Source organism: Asanoa sp. NPDC050611, assembly GCF_040654855.1.
GTDB lineage: Bacteria > Actinomycetota > Actinomycetes > Mycobacteriales > Micromonosporaceae > Asanoa.
In genome coordinates, this window is sequence record NZ_JBFAIU010000015.1 from 18709 (window position 1) to 36681 (window position 17973).

Consider the following 17973-nt stretch of genomic DNA (forward strand, 5'->3'; position numbering starts at 1 on the left):
GGCCCCCATGGCGCGACCAGACGGGCGGCGACCCGACCAGCTGCGACCCGTGACGATCACTCGACAGTGGAGCATGCACCCCGAAGGCTCGGTGCTGGTCGAGTTCGGCGACACCCGGGTGTTGTGCACGGCGAGCGTGACCGAGGGGGTGCCGCGCTGGCGCAAGGGCAGCGGCCTCGGCTGGGTCACCGCGGAGTACGCGATGCTGCCCCGCGCGACCACGACCCGGTCCGACCGGGAGAGCGTCAAGGGTCGGGTCGGCGGGCGTACGCAGGAGATCTCGCGGTTGATCGGCCGCAGCCTGCGGGCCTGCGTGGACCTGAAGTCACTGGGTGAGAACTCGGTCGTCCTCGACTGCGACGTGCTGCAGGCCGACGGCGGCACCCGCACGGCCGCGATCACCGGCGCTTACGTGGCGCTGCACGACGCGGTGACCTGGATGGCGGGCCGCAAGATCCTGGCGGGCAAGATCGAGGAAGCGGTGCCGCGCTCGGTCTCAGCGGTCAGCGTCGGCGTGATCGACGGCGAGCCCCGGCTCGACCTGATGTACCTCGAGGACGGCGCGGCCGACGTCGACATGAACGTGGTCTGCACCGACGAGGGCGACTTCGTCGAGGTGCAGGGCACGGGCGAGGCCGCGGTCTTCAACCGTGGTGAGCTCGACGCGCTGCTCGACCTGGCGGTCGCCGGCTGCGCGTCCCTGGCCGACGCCCAGCGAAAGGCGCTGGCGTCATGAGCGAGCGAAGCGAGCGCGGCCGGCTCAGTCCGCAGCGGTCTTGCTCCGCCGACCGAAGGGAGGCGGCGGCATGACCCGTCGGATGCTCCTGGCGACCAACAACGCCAAGAAGCTGGTGGAGCTCCAGCGGATCCTGGACACGGCCCTGGGCGGCGGCGCGATCGAGCTGGTGAGCCTGAAGGACGTGGAGTCCTACCCGGAGGTTCCGGAGACGGGCCTGACGTTCGCGGAGAACGCGCTGCTCAAGGCCCGCGAGGGCGCGAGCCGCACGGGCCTGCCGACGATCGCCGACGACTCGGGCATCGCGGTGGACGCCCTCAACGGCATGCCGGGCGTGTTGAGCGCGCGGTGGGCGGGCAAACACGGCGAGGACGCGGCCAACAACGAGCTGCTCCTGGCACAGATCAGCGACTTCGCCGACGAACACCGGGGCGCGGCCTTCGTCTGCGCGGCGGCCCTGGTCACACCGGGCGGTCGCGAGCATCTGGTCGAGGGGCGGCAGCCGGGGCACCTGCTGCGTGCGCCGCGGGGGACGGGCGGCTTCGGCTATGACCCGCTCTTCGTGGGCGAGGGCCAGGACCGGACGAACGCGGAGCTGAGCCCGGAGGAGAAGGACGCGATCAGCCACCGGGGGAAGGCGTTGCGCGCCCTTGCCAAGGTCATCGCCAAGGAGAACATCCGGTAGGGGCTTGAAGGCTGGATGGCTCGGGCCCGCATGGGTCCGGACCGTCGCTCCCGCCAGACACCGCTCCGCTGCGCTGCGCTGCCAGGTCCGCAGCGGGTCATGCACGGACATTGCCGCGCTAATGTGCTGCGCCGCGATACCCTCGCGCTACCTTTCGATCGACCGGCGTCGAGGTGTGCGATGACTGTTCGCCAGCTTTGGTTCAACGTCTGCGCCTTCTGCTACCTTGCCGGCGGGCGACCGCGACTAGTTTCTCTTCGCGGCGCTCCTTCTGGCCGTCGTCGGATTGCTGAGCACGCCACTCATCAAGGGGAAATAGAGCGCAATGAGCTACTTGCGGGGCTGAAGGGGTGAGGGTGACCGGGGACGGGCCCGGCAGCGGAGCGGTGTCTGGCGGGAGCGACGGTCGTGCCCACCGCGTAGCCGAGCCTGCAGATCTTGAATCTCGTTGGTCACCCACGGCCGCGCCCCGCGGATTCTGAGTCTCGTGGGTATCCACCGCTGACCCCCGCGGGGTCCCGAATCTCCTGAGCACCCGCCGCTGAGCCGTTCTGAATCTCGCGGGCACCTGACGCCTAGCCACGCGGATTCTGAATCTCGTTAGGCTGGGTCGATGGATGCTCTTGCGGGGCTGCTGGACGGGCCGCGGGCGCGAGAGGCGTTTCTGCTGCGGTGTGTGCTTGATCCGCCATGGTCGTTGCGGATCCGGGACGAGGCGCCGTTGTCCATCGTGTCGGTGGTGCGTGGGGATGCTTGGGTGACCTTCGACGGGGTCGAGCCCGTGGCGCTGCGACCCGGGGATGTCGCCGTCATGCGCGGGCCGGACCACTACACCGTCGCGGACGACCCGGGGACCGCGCCGCAGATCGTGATTCATCCCGGGCAGCGGTGCACCACCCTGGACGGTCGGGAGTTGCACGACGAGATGGATCTCGGTGTGCGGACCTGGGGCACCAGCGCCGACGGCGGGTCCGTGTTGCTCACCGGCACCTATCAGGTCAACGGCGAGATCTCGGACCGGCTTCTGCGGGCCTTGCCGACGCTGTTGGTGGTGCGGAGCGACGAGTGGGACACGCCGCTGGTCGGTTTGCTCGGTGACGAGATCACCCGGGACGACCAAGGGCAGTCCGCCGTGCTCGATCGGCTGCTCGACCTGCTGTTGATCGCCGTGTTGCGGGCCTGGTTCTCGCGGCCGGAGGCGGCGGCGCCGGCGTGGTACCAGGCGCAGAGCGATCCCGTCGTCGGTCGGGCCCTGCGCATGCTCCACAACAATCCGGCGCATCCGTGGACCGTCGCGTCGTTGGCCGCGCGGAGTGGGCTGTCGCGGGCGGCGCTCGCCCGGCGGTTCGCTGATCTTGTCGGCGAGCCGCCGATGTCCTACCTGACCGGTTGGCGGCTCGCGCTCGCCGCCGATCTGCTGCGCGAGCCCGACGCCACCGTGGCGGCGGTGGCGCGGCAGGTGGGCTACGGCAGCGCGTTCGCGCTCAGCACGGCGTTCAAGCGGGTGCACGGGGTCAGCCCGCAGGAGCACCGCCGCCGTTCAGCGGGCCAGGAAGTGGTAGCCGATCCAGCACCACCAGCCGAGCACGAGGACGCGGCCGAGCGGGGTGCGCATGGCGGCGGTCAGCGCGGTGGCGACCGGCTGCGGGCCGCGGCCGAAGCGGCGGCTGACGACGTCCAGGACCAGCATCGCCCCGAAGACGACGATGAACCCGACGATCAGGATGTCGCGAGGGCTCACCGGGTCGCCACCCAGGCTCCGGTGCTCAGCCAGATCACGTAGCCGATCACCCGGGCAGCGTAGTTCTCCAGCACCGGGTCGAACGCGAGGCTCAGCGTGGGGTGGGCCTGGTCGTTGCCCCAGCCGAAGGCGACCAGCTCCCACACGCAGAACAGGCCGAGCAGGGTGAACCAGGTCGCGACCGTCGACCTGGTGGTCTTCACGGTCCGGTTCGGTACGCGCCGCGTGCCCCAGACGACCAGCGCCAGCCCGGGCACGAGCACGGTGAACGACGCCGGCAGGGTCAGTGGGCGGGCGATCGCGGCGACCAGTGCGTAGCCCACGATGACCACGACCACCACGGCGTACCTGTTGAGGAGGAGGGGACGGCTGGCGGTCTCCTCACGTTGCTGCGACTCCACCATCAGCTCAGTCTGCCGAAGATCACCCCCGCCGGGATGCTCATTCGCGCGTGAGTTGCGGCTCAGGAGCGCATTGGTCGCTACGGATGGTGCGGGACCACTCAACGTGACACGTGATCAAGCTGCGATCGCCTTGATCGCGGCGGCCGTCGCGGCCGGCTGATCGTGGTGGACGTAGTGGCCCGCGTCGTCGACCACCACGTGCTGGCCGCGGGGAAAGGCGGCCGCGGTCTGGTCGGCGAGCGCCGCGGCCCTGACCTGCAGCGCGGGCAGCTTGCCGCGGGTCGCGGTCAGCACCGTCATCGGCACGTCCGGCACGGTCATCGCCGCCCGGGCCCGGCGGGCGGCGGTGACCCGCGAGGCGAGCTGGTTCTCGGTGCGGATGGCGACGACCTGACCGAGTCGGGCGTACGAGGCCCGGTAGGCGTCGAGCAGCAGCGCCTGGATCGCCGGGTCGGTGCTGCATTTCGCGGCGGTGTCCTGGCCGAACGCGGTCAGGCGCTTCCCGAACATGCCGGCGGCCTTGAGTGCCACGATCCAGGTGAGCATGACCTCGGAGCCGAGCCGCAGCCGGAGGGGTACCTCGGCCATGACCTCCTCGTGGGTCGGGTCGACGAGCACGAGCCCGGAGACCTTGCCGGGGCGGGCGGCGGCGGCGAGCTGGACCAGCAGCCCACCCCAGCTGTGCCCGACGAGCAGCGCCGGGCCGTGCCGGTCGAGCACGGCGACGAGGTCCTCCACCTGGGACGCCAGGTTCGTCCGCGGTGCCGGGTCGCTGGCGCCGAGGCCGGCCCGGTCGTAGGCGACGACGTGGAAGTCGGCGGTGAGCGCGGGCAGCACGGGACCCCAGTCGAGCACCGTGTCGCCGGCGCCGGCGGTCAGCAGGATGGTGGGGCCGCCGTTGGTCGTCTCGACCCAGCGGAGGTGTCGCCCGCCGGGCCGGGGCAGTTCGCCGAACATGAAGCCGGCGCCCGGCGCCAGCGCCGAGAGAGCCTTGATCACCAGGTCGCGCTGCCGCCCGTCCGCCATCCGCCCGCCTCCTGATTTCGAGAAAATTGTTTCGAGACGATATTCTCGAAAGGTTGGACGTGAAACAAGAGGGAGGTTCGCGAAAAGTGAGCGGACGACTGCAGGGAGCGGCGGCGATGCGCGCGTTGGCGCACCCGACGCGGATCGCGCTGATGGAAGCGCTGCGCCTGCACGAGACGCTGACCGCGACCGAAGCGAGCGCGCTGATCGGTGAAACCCCCACGAACTGCGCGTTCCACCTGCGCGCCCTGGCCCGGTTCGGCTTCGTCGAAGAGGTCGGCACGGGCCCGGGCCGCCGCCGCCCATGGCGGGCGCTTGACGTGCCGCTGGCCTTTTCGGACGTACAGGACGACGAACAGTCCACCGCCGCCGCCCGAGCACTGTCCGATGTGCTGATCCGGCACTGGTTGGAACGGCTCCAGTCGGCACAGACCAACCGGCACGAGGAGCCGGCGGAGTGGCAGGACGTGTTCGGCGGGTCCGGGACCGTCGTGCATGGGACCGTCGACGAGGTGCGGGAGCTTGTGGCGGATCTTCGTGGGGTGTTGAGCCGCTATGACGATCGGCTGCGGGATCCGGAGGAGCGGCCGGATGGGTCGCGGCCGGTGGAGTTGTTGCTGTTCGCGCAGCCGTATGCGCCGGGGGAGCGCTGAGCGGCCGCTTCTGGAACGCGGCGGTGCGGGGCGCTCAACGTGCTCGCGCGGACTGCGGCCATGGTCGGACCGCGCCCATGATCGGACCGCGCCGGACCGCGCCCCCTTCGATCGGGCTGCCGCGGCTCGCAGTCTTGGCCCGGGTCAGCTCAGCGGGCCCAGCTCCGACTCGACCGCCGAGCGTAGGTCCGTGCCGTTCACCAGCGTCTTCGCCGCCTCGATGGTCGGGGCCAGGAACTCGTCCGGGCCCGGCGTGCCCGCGAAGCGCGCCACCGCGGCCGTCGCGATCGCACCCGCCGGCGACGGCGAAAGCGGCGCCCGCAGCTGGATCCCCCGCACCGCCGCCAACAGCTCGACCGCCAGCAGGCTCGACAGGTTGTCGAGGACCGTACGCAGCTTCTTCGTCGCCGCCCAGCCCATCGAGACGTGGTCCTCCTGCATGCCGCTCGTCGGCAGCGAGTCGACCGATGCCGGCGACGCGAGGCGCCGGTTCTCCGCGACGATCCCGGCCGCCGTGTACTGCGCGATCATCAACCCCGAGTTGACGCCCGCGTCAGGCGACAGGAACGGCGGCAGGTCGCGGGAGCGGCAGACGTCGAGCAGGCGGTCGACGCGGCGTTCCGCGATCGCGCCCACCTCGGCCGCGGCGATCGCCAGGTAGTCCGCGGCGAAGCCGAGCGGCGCCCCGTGGAAGTTGCCCGTCGACTCGACGCGGCCGTCCGGCAGGACCACCGGGTTGTCGACCACCGAGCGGAGCTCGCGCCCCGCCACCTGGACGGCGAACTCGAGCGTGTCGCGGGCGGCGCCCGCCACCTGCGGCGCGCAGCGCATCGAGTAGGCGTCCTGGACCGCGTGGGCCAGGTCGTCGCGGTGGGAGTCCATGATGCCCGAGCCCTGCAGCAGCCGGTGGATGTTGGCCGCCGACGTGGCCTGGCCCGGGTGCGGGCGGATGGCGTGCAGCTCCGGCATGAACGGGCGGTCGGAGCCCAGCATCGCCTCGATCGACAGCGCCGCGGTCAGGTCGGCCATCGTGAACAGGTGCGCGGCGTCGCCGATCGCGAGCAGCAGCATGCCGAGCATGCCGTCGGTGCCGTTGACCAGCGCCAGGCCCTCCTTGGCGGCCAGCGAGATCGGGCGTAGGCCCGCCCGCCGCAGCGCCTCGCCGCCGTCGATGCGGGTGCCGGACTTGTCGAGCACCCAGCCCTCGCCGAGCAGCACCAGCGCGCAGTGCGCCAGCGGCGCCAGGTCGCCGGAGGCGCCGAGCGAGCCGTGCTCCGGCACCCACGGGGTGACATCGGCGTTGAGCAGGTCGACCAGCGACTGCGCGACCAGCGGGCGCACCCCGGAGCGGCCCATCGCCAGCGACCGGATGCGCAGCAGCATCATCGCCCGGACGACCTCGCGCGGCATCGGGGCGCCGACGCCGGCCGCGTGCGAGCGGATCAGCGCGTGTTGCAGCTCGGCCCGGCGTTCGCTGGCCACGAACGTGCTGGCCAGCGACCCGAACCCGGTCGACACCCCGTAGACCGGGCGGCCGGACTCCTCGATGCGGTCGACGTGGGCCCGCGACGCGGCCATCGCCTCGACGGCGGTCGGGTGCAGCTCGACGAGCGCGGCCCCGCGGGCCACGGCGTGGACGTCGGCGGGCGTGATGCCGGTGGAAAGGACGGTGACTGTCGTCATTGCGGCACTCCGTTGTGCAGGACCTTGGTGACCAGTGGTACGCCCGGCCGGTAGGCCAGGTGCAGGTAGGACGGCGCGTCGAGCAGCACGATGTCGGCCCGCGCACCGGGGCGGATCACGCCCACGTCTTCGCGGAGCAGCGCCCGGGCGCCGCCCGCGGTGGCCGCCCAGACCGCCTCGGCCGGCGTCATGCCCATCTCGCGGACGGCGAGCGCGACGCAGAACGGCATCGAGGACGTGTAGGACGATCCGGGGTTGCAGTCTGTGGCCAGCGCGACCGTGGCGCCGGCGTCGAGTAGTCGGCGCGCGTCGGGATAGGCCGACCGGGTGGAGAACTCCGCGCCGGGCAGGAGCGTCGCGACGGTACGCGAACCCGCCAGCGCGTCGATGTCGGCACGGGACAGGTGCGTGCAGTGGTCGGCGCTGGCCGCCCCGAGCTCGACGGCCAGCTGCACGCCCTCGCCGGGCCCGAGCTGGTTGGCGTGCACACGGACGCCCAGGCCCGCGTCCTTGCCCACGGTCAGGATCGCCCGCGCGTGGTCGGCGTCGAACGCGCCCTTCTCGCAGAACACGTCGATCCACCGGGCGTACGGCCGCGCGGCTCGCAGCATCGGACCGCAGACCAGCCCGACGTAGTCGTCGGCCCGCTCGGTGTATTCGGCCGGGACCACGTGGGCGCCGAGGAACGTGGTGTCGCGGCTGAACTCCGTGGCGATGCGCAGCGAGCGGGCCTCGTCGGCGACCGTCAGCCCGTACCCACTCTTGATCTCGATGCTCGTCGTGCCCTGGCGCATCGCCTCCGTGCGAAGGCGGGCCACGTTGTCGCGGAGCGTCTCGTCGTCGGCGGCCCGGGTCGCGGCGACCGTGGTGCGGATGCCGCCGCCCGTGTAGGACTCGCCGGCCATCCGCGCGGCGAACTCGGCGGCCCGGTCGCCGGCGAAGACCAGGTGGGCGTGGCTGTCGACGAACCCGGGCAGGACGGCGCCGCCCTGCGCGTCGATGCGGCGGTCGGCGGCCGGTGCGTAGCGGCTCGGGCCGATCCAGGCGATATCGCCCTCTTCGACGAGGACCGCGGCCTTGCGCCGGACGCCGAGCAGCCCGCCGTCGCCGGTGCCCGGGATGTTGGTCACCAGCTCGCCGATGTTGTCGATCACCAGACTCACCACAGGCTCTGCACCGCCTCCTCTAGTGCCGCTGGTACGTCTATCCGCACATGGTGCCCGTCGCGGACGGTGACCCGCCCGTCGACCACCACGGTCGTGACGTCGGCGGCACTCGCGGCGATCGGCGCACCGACCGGCGGGGCGCCGGCCGTACGCGGGCTCGCGGTGTCGATCGTGACCAGGTCGGCCCGCTCGCCGACCGCGATCCGGCCCACGTCGGCCCAGCCCAGCGCGTTGTGGCCGGCCACCGAGGCGGCCCGGACCAGCTCGCCGGGTGCGAAGTGGCCGCGCCGCTCGGTGCGGAGCCGCTCGCCGGCCTCCAGCGCGCGGGCCTCCTCGAACAGGTCGATCACCGTCTGGCTGTCGCTGCCGAGCGAGAGCGGGCTGCCGGCGTCGGCCAGCGCGCGGGCCGGGCCGATGCCGTCGGCGAGGTCGCGTTCGGTGGTGGGGCAGAAGCAGACGCCGGTGCCGGTGTCGCCGAGCAGGGTGCGGTCGAGGTCGGTGAGGTGGGTGGCGTGCACCGCGGTCGACCGCGTGCTGAGGATGCCGCTGTCGGAGAGCAGCTCGGTCGGGGTGCGCCCGTGCGTGGCGAGGCAGGCCTCGTTTTCGGCGCGCTGCTCGGACAGGTGGAAGTGCAGCGGCCGCCCGGCGGTGCGCTCGGCGAACTCGGGCAGCAGCTCGGCCGGCACGGCGCGGACCGAGTGCAGCGCGGCGCCGATCCGGACGCTTTCCTTGTTGTCGGCGTTGGCGGCGTCGAGCCGCTCCACGCGCTCGAGGTAGGCGTCGAGGTCCTGGTCACCGAACCGGAGCTGGACGCCCTCGAGGGGTGCGCCGTCGACGCTCGCGGTCAGGTAGAGCGCGTCGAGCAGGGTGATCCGGATGCCGGCCTGGGCCGCGGCCTCGATCAGCACGGTGCCCATCACGTTGGGGTCGACGTAGGGCTCGCCGTCGACGTCGTTGTGCAGGTAGTGGAACTCGCCGACCGTGGTGATGCCGGCCAGCGCCATCTCGGCGTAGGTGGCCCGGGCCAGCGCCAGGTAGCGGTCGGGGTCGAGCCGTGCGGCCAGCGCGTACATCCGGTCGCGCCAGGTCCAGAAGCTGCCCCGGTCGTCGGTGGTGCGGCCGCGCAGGGCGCGGTGGAACGCGTGCGAGTGGGCGTTGGCCATCCCGGGCAGCGTGAGCCCGGGCAGCCGGATCGCGTCGGACGGCGGCGTCGCGACCCCGACGGTGATCGTCGAGAACCGCGCGTCGACCACCTCGATCAACACCCGGTCGGTCGGCGCCTCGTCGGAACCGAGCCAGGCCCAGTCCGCGAACCACAGCCCATCACTCATGGCCGGCCACCCCCTCGTCATGATCAACGAGTGGTCGGCTGGACAGTTCCTGGAGCACGCGGGCCAGCGCCCGGACGCCCGCGGCGCAGTCCTCGTCGGTGGCCGACTCGGCGGGGGCGTGGCTGACACCGGTGGGGTTGCGGACGAAGAGCATCGCCGTCGGCAGGTGGGCGGAGAGCACCCCGGCGTCGTGGCCGGCCCCGGTCGGCAGGATCGGGACGTCGCCGAGCAGCGTGGCCAGGCGGGCGGCCAGACCCTCGTCGAACCGCACCTCGCCCGTCGTGGACTCGGCGGTGAACCGGATGGCGGTGCCGTCGCGCCCGGCCCGCTCGGTCGCCTTCTTGGCGACGGCCTCGACCAGCCCGGCCAGCGTCGCCTCGTCGGCGGCCCGGGCATCCAGCCAGCCGCGGACGGCGGACGGGATCGCGTTGGTCGCGTTCGGCGTGACCTCGACCCGCCCGACGGTCGCGTGGGCGTCGCGGAGCCGGGCCTCCTTGTTGGCCGCCAGCACCGTGAACGCGTAGGTCAGCATCGGGTCGCGCCGGTCGCTCATCAGCGTGGTGCCGGCGTGGTTGCCCTCGCCCGCGACGTCGAAGCGCCAGCGGCCGTGCGGCCAGATCGCGCTGGCCACGCCGACGGGTTGAGTGAGGGCGCGCCCCTGCTCGACATGGAGCTCGACGTACGCGTCGAAGGCCCCGACCAGGTCGGGCCGGGCCCCGGCCGGCGCGGCGCCGAACACGTCGCCCAGCGCGAGCCCGTCGCGGTCGGTGAGCGCGGCGGCCCGGGCCGGGTCGATGGCCCCGGTCAGCAGCCGCGACCCGAGGCAGGCCACCCCGAACCGGGACCCTTCCTCCTCGGCGAAGGCGGCCACGGTGATCGGCCGGACGGGCTGGAAGCCCAACTCGCGCAGCAGGTCGACGGCCAGGAACGCGGACACGATGCCCAGCGGCCCGTCGAAGGCGCCGCCGTGCGGCACGGAGTCGAAGTGACTGCCGGTCAACACCCCGCCGGGACCGGCCGAGTCCGCGGACCACGTCGCGAAGAGGTTGCCGTTGCCGTCGTTGATGACCGGCATGCCACGGGCCGCGGCCTGTGCCCGGAACCAGTCGCGGAGGGCGACCTCGGCCGGTGACCAGGCGAAGCGCAGGTAGCCACCGTCCGGTGCCCGGCCGATGCCCGACAGCTCCGCCCACACCTCCTTGAAGGTGCGTGCCAGGTCAAGGTCGCTGGACATGGTCACTCCGCCATCGGGATGCGTACGCCGCGCTCGGTGGCCACCTCGGTGGCGCGCTCGTAGCCCGCGTCGACGTGCCGGATGACGCCCATGCCGGGGTCGTTCGTGAGGACCCGCTCGATCTTCTGGCCGGCCAGCGGCGTGCCGTCGGCGACGCAGACCTGCCCCGCGTGGATCGAGCGGCCGATGCCGACGCCGCCGCCGTGGTGGATCGACACCCAGGACGCGCCGCTCGCGGTGTTGACCAGGGCGTTGAGCAGCGGCCAGTCGGCGATCGCGTCGGAGCCGTCGGCCATGGCCTCGGTCTCGCGGTAGGGCGAGGCGACCGAGCCCGCGTCGAGGTGGTCGCGGCCGATCACGATCGGGGCCGACAGCTCACCGGACGCCACCATCTCGTTGAACCGGACGCCGGCCTTGTCGCGCTCGCCGTAGCCCAGCCAGCAGATCCGCGCTGGTAGGCCCTGGAACGCCACGCGCTCGCCGGCCATCCGGATCCACCGGGCCAGCGACTCGTTCTCGGGGAACAGGTCGAGCACGGCCCGGTCGGTCGCGGCGATGTCGGCCGGGTCGCCCGACAGCGCCGCCCAGCGGAAGGGGCCCTTGCCCTCGGCGAACAACGGCCGGATGTAGGCCGGCACGAAGCCCGGGAACGCGAACGCTCGATCGAACCCGCCGAGCTGGGCCTCGCCGCGGATCGAGTTGCCGTAGTCGAACACCTCGGCGCCCGCGTCCAGGAAGCCGACCATCGCGGCCACGTGCGCCGCCATCGAGGCGCGGGCCCGGTCGGTGAACTCCTCGGGCTTCTTCGCCGCGTAGTCGGGCGCGTCCGCCGGGTCGACACCCTCCGGCACGTAGGAGAGCGGGTCGTGCGCGCTCGTCTGGTCGGTCACGATGTCGATCTCGACGCCCCGGCGCAGCAGCTCGGGAAACACCGTCGCGGCGTTGCCGACCACGCCGACCGACAGGGCCCGCCGCTCGGCCTTCGCGGCCACGGCAAGAGAAACCGCCTCGTCGAGGGACCCGGCCACCACGTCGAGGTAGCGGGTGGCCACACGACGATCGAGCCGCGACCGGTCGACGTCGACGATCAGACAGACGCCGTCGTTCATGGTCACCGCGAGCGGCTGCGCCCCACCCATGCCGCCACAGCCGGCGGTCAGGGTGAGCGTGCCCGCCAGCGACCCGCCGAACCGCTTCTCCGCGACGGCCGCGAACGTCTCGTAGGTGCCCTGCAGGATCCCCTGCGTGCCGATGTAGATCCACGAGCCCGCGGTCATCTGCCCGTACATGGTCAGGCCCAGCTTTTCCAGCCGCCGGAACTCGGGCCAGGTCGCCCAGTCGCCGACCAGGTTGGAGTTGGCCAGCAGCACCCGCGGCGCCCACTCGTGGGTGCGGAAGACGCCGACCGGGCGCCCGGACTGCACGAGCATGGTCTCGTCGTCGCGGAGGGTGTCGAGCGTACGCACGAGTGCGTGGAACGACGGCCAGTCGCGCGCCGCCTTGCCGGTGCCACCGTAGACGACCAGGTCGTCCGGCCGCTCGGCCACCTCCGGATCGAGGTTGTTGATCAGCATCCGCTTGGCGGCCTCTTGCGGCCACCCGAGGGCGGTGATGCTGCTACCACGCGGTGCGCGCACGGGACGGCCTCCTAGCTGACGAACAACTGACGTCGTGTCGCGGAACGTTCGAACTCTTCGAGCCGGCTCTGCGACTCCGCCGGTGTGGCGTCGCAGAGCGCCTGTAGGAGCACCATGGCCAGCGCCATCGGGGCGGCGTGCAGGTCGAAGACGAGTTGGGCGCCGACGGCGGCGGTCAGCACCACGTCGGCATGGTCGGCGGCGGGGCCGACCGCGGAGTCGGTGATCAGCACGACCGACAGGCCGTCGGCCCGGGCGGCGGCCAGCGCGTCGACCGCCTCCCGTGGGTAGCGGGGCAGCACGAACGCCAGCAACGCCGTCGCGCCGGCCGTGCGGGCCTGGTCGACGCGGTCGGCGAGCATGCTGCCGCCGGTGTCGAGCAACCGGACGTCGGGGTGCACCTTGGCGGCGAAATAGCCGAAATAGGCGGCGAGTGGCGCCGCCGACCGTAGCCCCAGCACCGGCAGCGGCCGGCTCGCCGCCAGCAGGGCGCCGGCCTGCGACAGCCGCGACGGGTCGCCCAACCGGCCGGCCAGGTCGTGCAGGTTGTCGGCCTCGGCCCGCACCGCGAGCTGAAGCGAGTTGTCGTCGTCGGGCTTGACCCAGGTGACGTCGAGCCGCGGGCTGACCAGCTCACGCAGCTTGCGCCGCAGCGCCGGGTAGCCGTCGTAGCCCAGCGCCAGCGCCAGCCGGGTCACGCTCGGCTGGCTGACCTGGGCCAGCTCGGCGACCTCGGACGCCGATAGATAGGCCGCGGACGAGGCGTTCTGCACGAGGCAGTGCGCGATCCGCCGCTGGGTCGGCGTCAACCGCACCCCACGGAACAGATCCACCACCCGAACGCCTTCATTCACTCCAGCAGCGTATTGCATAGAACCATTCAGAAACAAGAACGGGGCGTTGCCGGGTACCTGTGTGATCCAGGCAACAGCATCTGGTACAACTGCCGCGTGAACCGGACGAGACTTCGTCGAGCCATCGCCCGCACACCACTCGCGCCCGTGGCCGCCTTCCCGCGGAGGCTGCACCGGGTCGCCCGTCACGACGCCAGCGTCATCGGTTCGTCGGTGCGCTGGCTGTTCACCTCGCGTGAGCACCACAACTACACGTACGAGCTGACGAGGTTGTCCCGGGAGCACCTGGCCTGGTTCGTCAGCGTCACCTGCGCGGTCCCGGTCGCCACGGTCCGTGGTTACTTCGCCGAGCTCGACAACGACGACGTCCTGCGCGACCACATCGCCGCGGCCACCGCCGCGTCCGCGCGCCGCGGGCTCGCGGACAAGCAGGTCAGGTATGCCAGGCGCATCGGTTGGTACGCGATCGTGCGCGCCAAGCGCCCCATGCACGTGGTCGAGACCGGCGTCGACAAGGGCCTCGGCACCTGCGTGATCGCGGCCGCCCTGTTGCGCAACACGGCCGAGGGCTCGCCGGGCACGGTCACCTCGCTCGACATTAACCCCGAGGCCGGCTACCTGGCCCGCTCGGCGCCCTGGAGCGAGGTCGTCGACCTGGTCATCGGCGACTCGATCGCCTCGATCGGCGCGCTGGACCGCAAGGTCGACATGTTCCTGCACGACAGCAACCACTCGACCGCACACGAGCGGCGCGAGTTCCAGGCCGTAGAGCCCAAGCTGGCCCCCGGTGGCCTGCTGTTGACCGACAACGTCACGATGACCAACGTGCTGGCCGAGCACGCCGAACGCACGGGCCGCCGGTTCCTCGCCTACCGCGAGACGCCGGCCAAGCACTGGTACGTCGGCGACGGAATCGGCCTCGCCTGGTGACGCCGTCGATGGCACCCTGAAGCGATGCGACTGGGCGCCATCTACACGTACCCCGTAAAGGGTTGTCACCGCGTCACCCACGACGAAGCCAGCGTCGAGCCGTGGGGCCTGGCCGGCGACCGCCGCTGGATGATCATCGACCCGGACGGCGTCGGCGTGACCCAGCGGGACAACGCCGCGCTCGTCTTCCTCGACGCGGCGGTCCAGCCCGGCGCGTTGCGCCTGTCGGCGCCGGGACGCACCACGATCACGATCAAGGAACCGTCACCGGCGTACGACCTGGGCGTGAAGATCTTCAAAAGCCGGACGGCCCCGGTGCCGGCGCGACCGGCCGGTGCGGAGGCGGACGCCTGGCTGAGCGATTTCCTCGGCAGCCCGGTGCGCCTGGTGTTCCTGCACGACCCGACGGCCCACGTCGCGGGCGCCAGCTCGTCGGTGTCGGCGACCACTTTCGCCGACGGGTACCCCCTGCTGCTCGCCAATGCGGCCTCGCTGACCGCGCTCAACGACTGGTTGCTGGAGACGGGCGACGAACCGGTGCCGATCACCCGCTTCCGGCCGAACCTGGTGGTCGAGGGCGCGCTCCCGTGGGCCGAGGACGCATGGGTCGGCGGCCGGCTGCGGGTGGGCGAGGTGATCTTCGAGGCGACCGGCCTGTGCGACCGGTGCGTGGTCACCACGATCGACCAGGAGACGGCCGAGAAGGGCAAGCAGCCGCTGCGGGCGCTCGGTCAGCATCGCAACATCGACCAGGGCCTCATGTTCGGCCTCAACCTGGTGCCCTCGGCCCCGGGTCCGGTCGCGGTGGGCGCCGAGGTCGAATTTCTCTGACGCGTCGGTGTCGAAGCGACGCCGCCCGCTCCGACCTCGTTGGTGAAGGCACAACGAAGAGATCTGAGGAGCGTGCGGCGATGAGGAAGATCATTTACTGGGTGCACACGTCGGTCGACGGCTTCATCGACGGCCCGAAGGGCGAGTTCGACTGGACGGAGATGGGCCCGGAGCTGTCCGCGTACGCCGACGAGGTGCACGACCGCGTCGACACTTTTCTCTATGGCCGGGTGGTCTGGGACATGATGTCCAGTTACTGGCCGACCGCGGATTCGGGCCACCCCCACGACGAGTCGTTCGCCCCGATCTGGCGATCAACACCAAAGATCGTCTTCTCGCGTACGCTGCGCGGCCCGCTCGACTGGGACACCACAGTGATCAACTCAAACGTGGCGGAGTCGGTCGCGGAACTGAAGTCACGCTCGGGCAAGGACCTGCTGTTGAACGGCGGCTCGGCGATGGCCGCGGTACTCGCGGAAATGGGCCTCCTGGACGAGATCCAGGTGATCGTCCACCCGGTGGTCCTGGGCGGCGGGAAGCCGCTGCTCCCGATCGACCGGACGACGCTGCACCTGGAGGGCACGCGCACGTTCGACAACCGCGCGGTGCTCCTGAGCTACACGCCCAGCTAGTGCCTGCCGCGGGTCGGTGACGGTCCGGCTCAGACGTCCAACGTCAACCGGACCGTCACGGTGTCACCGACATCGATCCGCTCAGCCTTCCGCACAGCGGTCTTGATGGGCACGATGTAACGCCCATCCTTGGGCCAGAGCGAGGTGGTGTACTCGGTGACCCCCACCCGCGCGGCGACGGGAATCATCCCCCAGCCGTAACTGACCAGATCGGCGTTAGCGGCAATCTCCAAACAGTGCGCCTCAGGCACGGTAACGAAGTACCACGGAGCCGGCCCTCTCCAGAACCAGATCTCCCCGTCGAACCGCATCTCCATCGGCACACCATAGGCAGAACGGTGGCCAGCGCAAGGACCCGGGGACATCGACCGTGGCCCGCTGCGCGATTGACCGAAACGCCTAGAAGAGGCGTCCGCGATAGGGGTGTGGCCGCCCGTTGCGTTGTTCCCATTGCAGGAGGTCGGCCTGCCAGAGGGGCAGGTCCGGCCAGTATTGGCGGACGATCCCGGGCGTCTCGGGGCGTGACACCAGGAACCGCCAATAATTCTCGAGTGCGTCACGAAAATCAGCCAGGCTGTAGCTGCCCGATTCGTCGACGTGGTAGTTGACGAAGGTGATACCCGCCGCGTTGATGGTGACGTCGAAATGCTCGCTGTCCCACTGGTCGATGGGCTGGCCATGGCCGACATCGTCGACGTCGGCCAGCGCGTCAAGGCAGACGTCGTAGTAAACGGAGATGTCGAGGATCAGCCAGGCGCCCAGCGAGCGGTACTCGGGGTCTTCTACCTGGAACACCGGAAGGTTGTGCTGGTCCAGCGAGAAGCTGATGAGACTCATCTGACGTTCCTCAGCACTACATCACCGGCCAGCCGTGGCCAACATCGCCGTTGTCATAGTAGCCCTCAATCGTCATGCCCCTATACGTGCCGCGCCACATGTTGGGGAACCCTGGCACAGGGTTCGACCGGTGGAACGCCGTGGTGATCGCATTGTCTACCTCGCTCGGGGTCCAGTGGTCGGGGAAGAAGCTGCTGCGTCCATGGTTGCCGTGCTTGCCGCGCCACGCGCCGCTGGGCGGGACTGACGGATCGAAGTACTGCGCCCGCGCTGAGTAGACGCCGGTCACCGGGTTCGACTGCACGGAAGCAGGGTCGATCCGGCGGTCCGGCCAGTCGCGTCCGCCGGGCCGGTAGTGCCATCCGGAGCCTTTCGGTGCGCCCGGCCTGATGTGGCCGGTGAAGACGTGTTCCCGAGACCACGCGCTCAGCCTGCCGGGTCGGTGACGGCGGCTGTTCGCCTTCTTGAGGTAGACCAGCGCCGCCCGCATGAGTTTGCCGCCGGCTTTTTTCTTGGCCATCGGTCAGGCTTCGAGGAGGGTGGCGATGACCTCGTCGATGAGGTTGCCGATGATCGTGCGGGTGATTGCCTGGAAGATGGGGATCTCGGCCAGTGACGCCCCGAAGGTGACCGCTGACGTGGCCACCGCCTGCGCTACCTGAACGGCCAGGATCGTGAGTTGCACGATCACCGCTACCTTCAGCGCCAGCACGATCGTGCCGCAGATGATCAGGCCCGTTCCGGTCAGGATCGCGGCTGGGATGCCGTCGTGCATTGTGGCCAGTGGGCTGTCTTCCTTGCGCCACCACTGCTCGAACGCCGTGATGTCCGCGCCCGCGTTGGCCGACGAGACCGGGGCCGCGCTCGCGTCAGCCGACGCCGTCAGGCCCTCCAGGGTCGTCGCGAAACGCAACCACACCTGGCCCATCTCGAACAGCTTGTCCTCGTCCGCCTCCGGCCAGGTGTAGCCCAGCAAATCCAGCAGTGACCGCAACTCCCCGGGCAGGTCCAGCGCCAGCACTCACCACCGAAGGACGAGAAGGCGTCGCGGACGCGGGCTTCCACCTCCCGGTACGCCGTGGCCATGTCGGCCAGGTCGACGCCCGCCGATGACAGTTCCGACGCCGCCGTTTCGAAGCATTCGAACGCCCATGTCGCGACCTCCTCGTGGGCCGCGCCGATCAGCGAACCGATCTCGTCGGCGCCCCACGGTGAGCCGAAACCCGCCAGCTCCGACTGGAACGACCGCAGCGCGGACAGAAAGGTGCCAGCCACCTCGGACAGGGACGAGCCCGAGCCGCCCAGCGCCGCCGGGTCGACGTGGAACCCGGGGCTGCTCATCGCGGCTCGCCCGCCCGCCGGGCCAGCGCCGCCTGCGCGTCCAGCAGCGAATCCGTGAACGCCGAGAACTGTCGGGTGGTCTGCTGCTGGATGTCGCGCAGCCGGCCGCCCAGGGCGTCCAGGTCGGCGCCGCCCGACGGGCACCCGGCCGACGCCTGCAGTGCCGCAAGCGCGTCGTTGACCGCCGCGGTCTCATGCTGCCCGGCATGGACGGCTTCGAGGTGTGCCGGCGGATCCGCGCCAACCAGGACC

20 protein-coding genes and 1 pseudogene are annotated in these 17973 nt (G+C 71.2%); 7 read left to right on the forward strand and 14 right to left on the reverse strand.

Annotated elements, in window-relative coordinates; translation table 11 throughout:
• The first annotated feature begins 7 nt into the window (after positions 1–7).
• From rph to AB0H87_RS04420, 3 genes and pseudogenes are all read left to right on the forward strand, one after another.
• Positions 8–736 carry a ribonuclease PH gene (gene rph / locus AB0H87_RS04410; RefSeq protein ID WP_360139445.1) on the forward strand — a complete coding sequence of 243 codons (729 nt, stop codon included), beginning with the start codon at positions 8–10 and terminating at the stop codon, positions 734–736.
• A gap of 70 nt (positions 737–806) precedes the next feature.
• Positions 807–1421: an RdgB/HAM1 family non-canonical purine NTP pyrophosphatase gene (gene rdgB, locus AB0H87_RS04415; RefSeq protein ID WP_360139448.1), complete on the forward strand. Its 615-nt coding sequence runs from the start codon at positions 807–809 to the stop codon at positions 1419–1421.
• 613 nt (positions 1422–2034) lie between these two features.
• Positions 2035–2967: pseudogene (locus AB0H87_RS04420) on the forward strand (AraC family transcriptional regulator); the annotation flags it as partial.
• Here the strand turns inward: AB0H87_RS04420 and AB0H87_RS04425 are convergent.
• From AB0H87_RS04425 to AB0H87_RS04435, 3 genes are all read right to left on the reverse strand, one after another.
• A complete protein-coding gene (locus AB0H87_RS04425; protein WP_360139538.1) occupies positions 2962–3111 on the reverse strand; it encodes a DUF6186 family protein in 150 nt (49 codons plus the stop codon). The pseudogene AB0H87_RS04420 and the gene AB0H87_RS04425 sit on opposite strands and share 6 nt — an antisense overlap.
• 47 nt (positions 3112–3158) lie before the next feature.
• Positions 3159–3566: a hypothetical protein gene (locus tag AB0H87_RS04430; protein WP_360139451.1), complete on the reverse strand. Its 408-nt coding sequence runs from the start codon at positions 3564–3566 to the stop codon at positions 3159–3161.
• A 114-nt stretch (positions 3567–3680) separates the two neighbouring features.
• A complete protein-coding gene (locus AB0H87_RS04435; RefSeq protein ID WP_360139454.1) occupies positions 3681–4592 on the reverse strand; it encodes an alpha/beta hydrolase in 912 nt (303 codons plus the stop codon).
• An 86-nt stretch (positions 4593–4678) separates the two neighbouring features.
• On the opposite strand from AB0H87_RS04435, the gene AB0H87_RS04440 reads away from it, so the two are divergent.
• The gene (locus AB0H87_RS04440; protein WP_360139457.1) at positions 4679–5245 is read left to right on the forward strand and encodes a helix-turn-helix domain-containing protein; all 567 of its coding nucleotides are present in this window, start codon (positions 4679–4681) and stop codon (positions 5243–5245) included.
• Between the two features lie 144 nt (positions 5246–5389).
• On the opposite strand, the gene hutH is transcribed toward AB0H87_RS04440, so the two are convergent.
• From hutH to AB0H87_RS04470, 6 genes are read right to left on the reverse strand one after another with little or no spacing between them, the layout of a single operon-like run.
• Positions 5390–6928: a histidine ammonia-lyase gene (gene hutH / locus AB0H87_RS04445; RefSeq protein WP_360139460.1), complete on the reverse strand. Its 1539-nt coding sequence runs from the start codon at positions 6926–6928 to the stop codon at positions 5390–5392.
• Positions 6925–8094 carry an imidazolonepropionase gene (gene hutI, locus AB0H87_RS04450; RefSeq protein ID WP_360139463.1) on the reverse strand — a complete coding sequence of 390 codons (1170 nt, stop codon included), beginning with the start codon at positions 8092–8094 and terminating at the stop codon, positions 6925–6927. Before hutI ends, hutH begins: the two co-directional genes overlap by 4 nt.
• The gene (locus AB0H87_RS04455) at positions 8088–9425 is read right to left on the reverse strand and encodes a formimidoylglutamate deiminase (protein ID WP_360139466.1); all 1338 of its coding nucleotides are present in this window, start codon (positions 9423–9425) and stop codon (positions 8088–8090) included. Before AB0H87_RS04455 ends, hutI begins: the two co-directional genes overlap by 7 nt.
• Positions 9418–10659 (reverse strand): allantoate amidohydrolase, encoded by a 1242-nt coding sequence (locus tag AB0H87_RS04460; protein ID WP_360139469.1) that lies wholly within the window; start codon positions 10657–10659, stop codon positions 9418–9420. The genes AB0H87_RS04455 and AB0H87_RS04460 overlap by 8 nt, the downstream gene beginning before the upstream one ends.
• Before the next feature lie 2 nt (positions 10660–10661).
• Entirely contained in the window at positions 10662–12296 is a 1635-nt protein-coding gene (gene hutU / locus AB0H87_RS04465; RefSeq protein ID WP_360139472.1) for a urocanate hydratase, read from the reverse strand.
• A gap of 11 nt (positions 12297–12307) precedes the next feature.
• Entirely contained in the window at positions 12308–13150 is an 843-nt protein-coding gene (locus AB0H87_RS04470) for a MurR/RpiR family transcriptional regulator (RefSeq protein WP_360139475.1), read from the reverse strand.
• 96 nt (positions 13151–13246) lie between these two features.
• On the opposite strand from AB0H87_RS04470, the gene AB0H87_RS04475 reads away from it, so the two are divergent.
• From AB0H87_RS04475 to AB0H87_RS04485, 3 genes are all read left to right on the forward strand, one after another.
• Positions 13247–14080, forward strand: coding sequence for a class I SAM-dependent methyltransferase (locus tag AB0H87_RS04475; protein ID WP_360139478.1), 834 nt, complete (start codon positions 13247–13249; stop codon positions 14078–14080).
• Between the two features lie 24 nt (positions 14081–14104).
• Positions 14105–14911, forward strand: a complete 807-nt coding sequence (locus AB0H87_RS04480) for an MOSC N-terminal beta barrel domain-containing protein (protein ID WP_360139481.1) — start codon at positions 14105–14107, stop codon at positions 14909–14911.
• A gap of 80 nt (positions 14912–14991) precedes the next feature.
• On the forward strand, positions 14992–15543 hold the full coding sequence (locus tag AB0H87_RS04485) for a dihydrofolate reductase family protein (RefSeq protein WP_360139484.1): 552 nt from the start codon (positions 14992–14994) through the stop codon (positions 15541–15543).
• Positions 15544–15572: 29 nt separating this feature from the next.
• Here AB0H87_RS04485 and AB0H87_RS04490 read toward each other — a convergent pair whose 3' ends face one another.
• From AB0H87_RS04490 to AB0H87_RS04510, 5 genes are all read right to left on the reverse strand, one after another.
• Positions 15573–15860: a DUF1905 domain-containing protein gene (locus tag AB0H87_RS04490; protein WP_360139487.1), complete on the reverse strand. Its 288-nt coding sequence runs from the start codon at positions 15858–15860 to the stop codon at positions 15573–15575.
• Between the two features lie 82 nt (positions 15861–15942).
• Entirely contained in the window at positions 15943–16380 is a 438-nt protein-coding gene (locus AB0H87_RS04495) for a hypothetical protein (protein WP_360139490.1), read from the reverse strand.
• Positions 16381–16396: 16 nt separating this feature from the next.
• The gene (locus tag AB0H87_RS04500) at positions 16397–16900 is read right to left on the reverse strand and encodes an EndoU domain-containing protein (protein WP_360139493.1); all 504 of its coding nucleotides are present in this window, start codon (positions 16898–16900) and stop codon (positions 16397–16399) included.
• Positions 16901–16903: 3 nt separating this feature from the next.
• Positions 16904–17401, reverse strand: coding sequence for a hypothetical protein (locus AB0H87_RS04505; protein WP_360139496.1), 498 nt, complete (start codon positions 17399–17401; stop codon positions 16904–16906).
• 316 nt (positions 17402–17717) lie between these two features.
• The coding region (locus AB0H87_RS04510) for a hypothetical protein (protein WP_360139499.1) at positions 17718–17973 on the reverse strand (256 nt) is incomplete at its 5' end.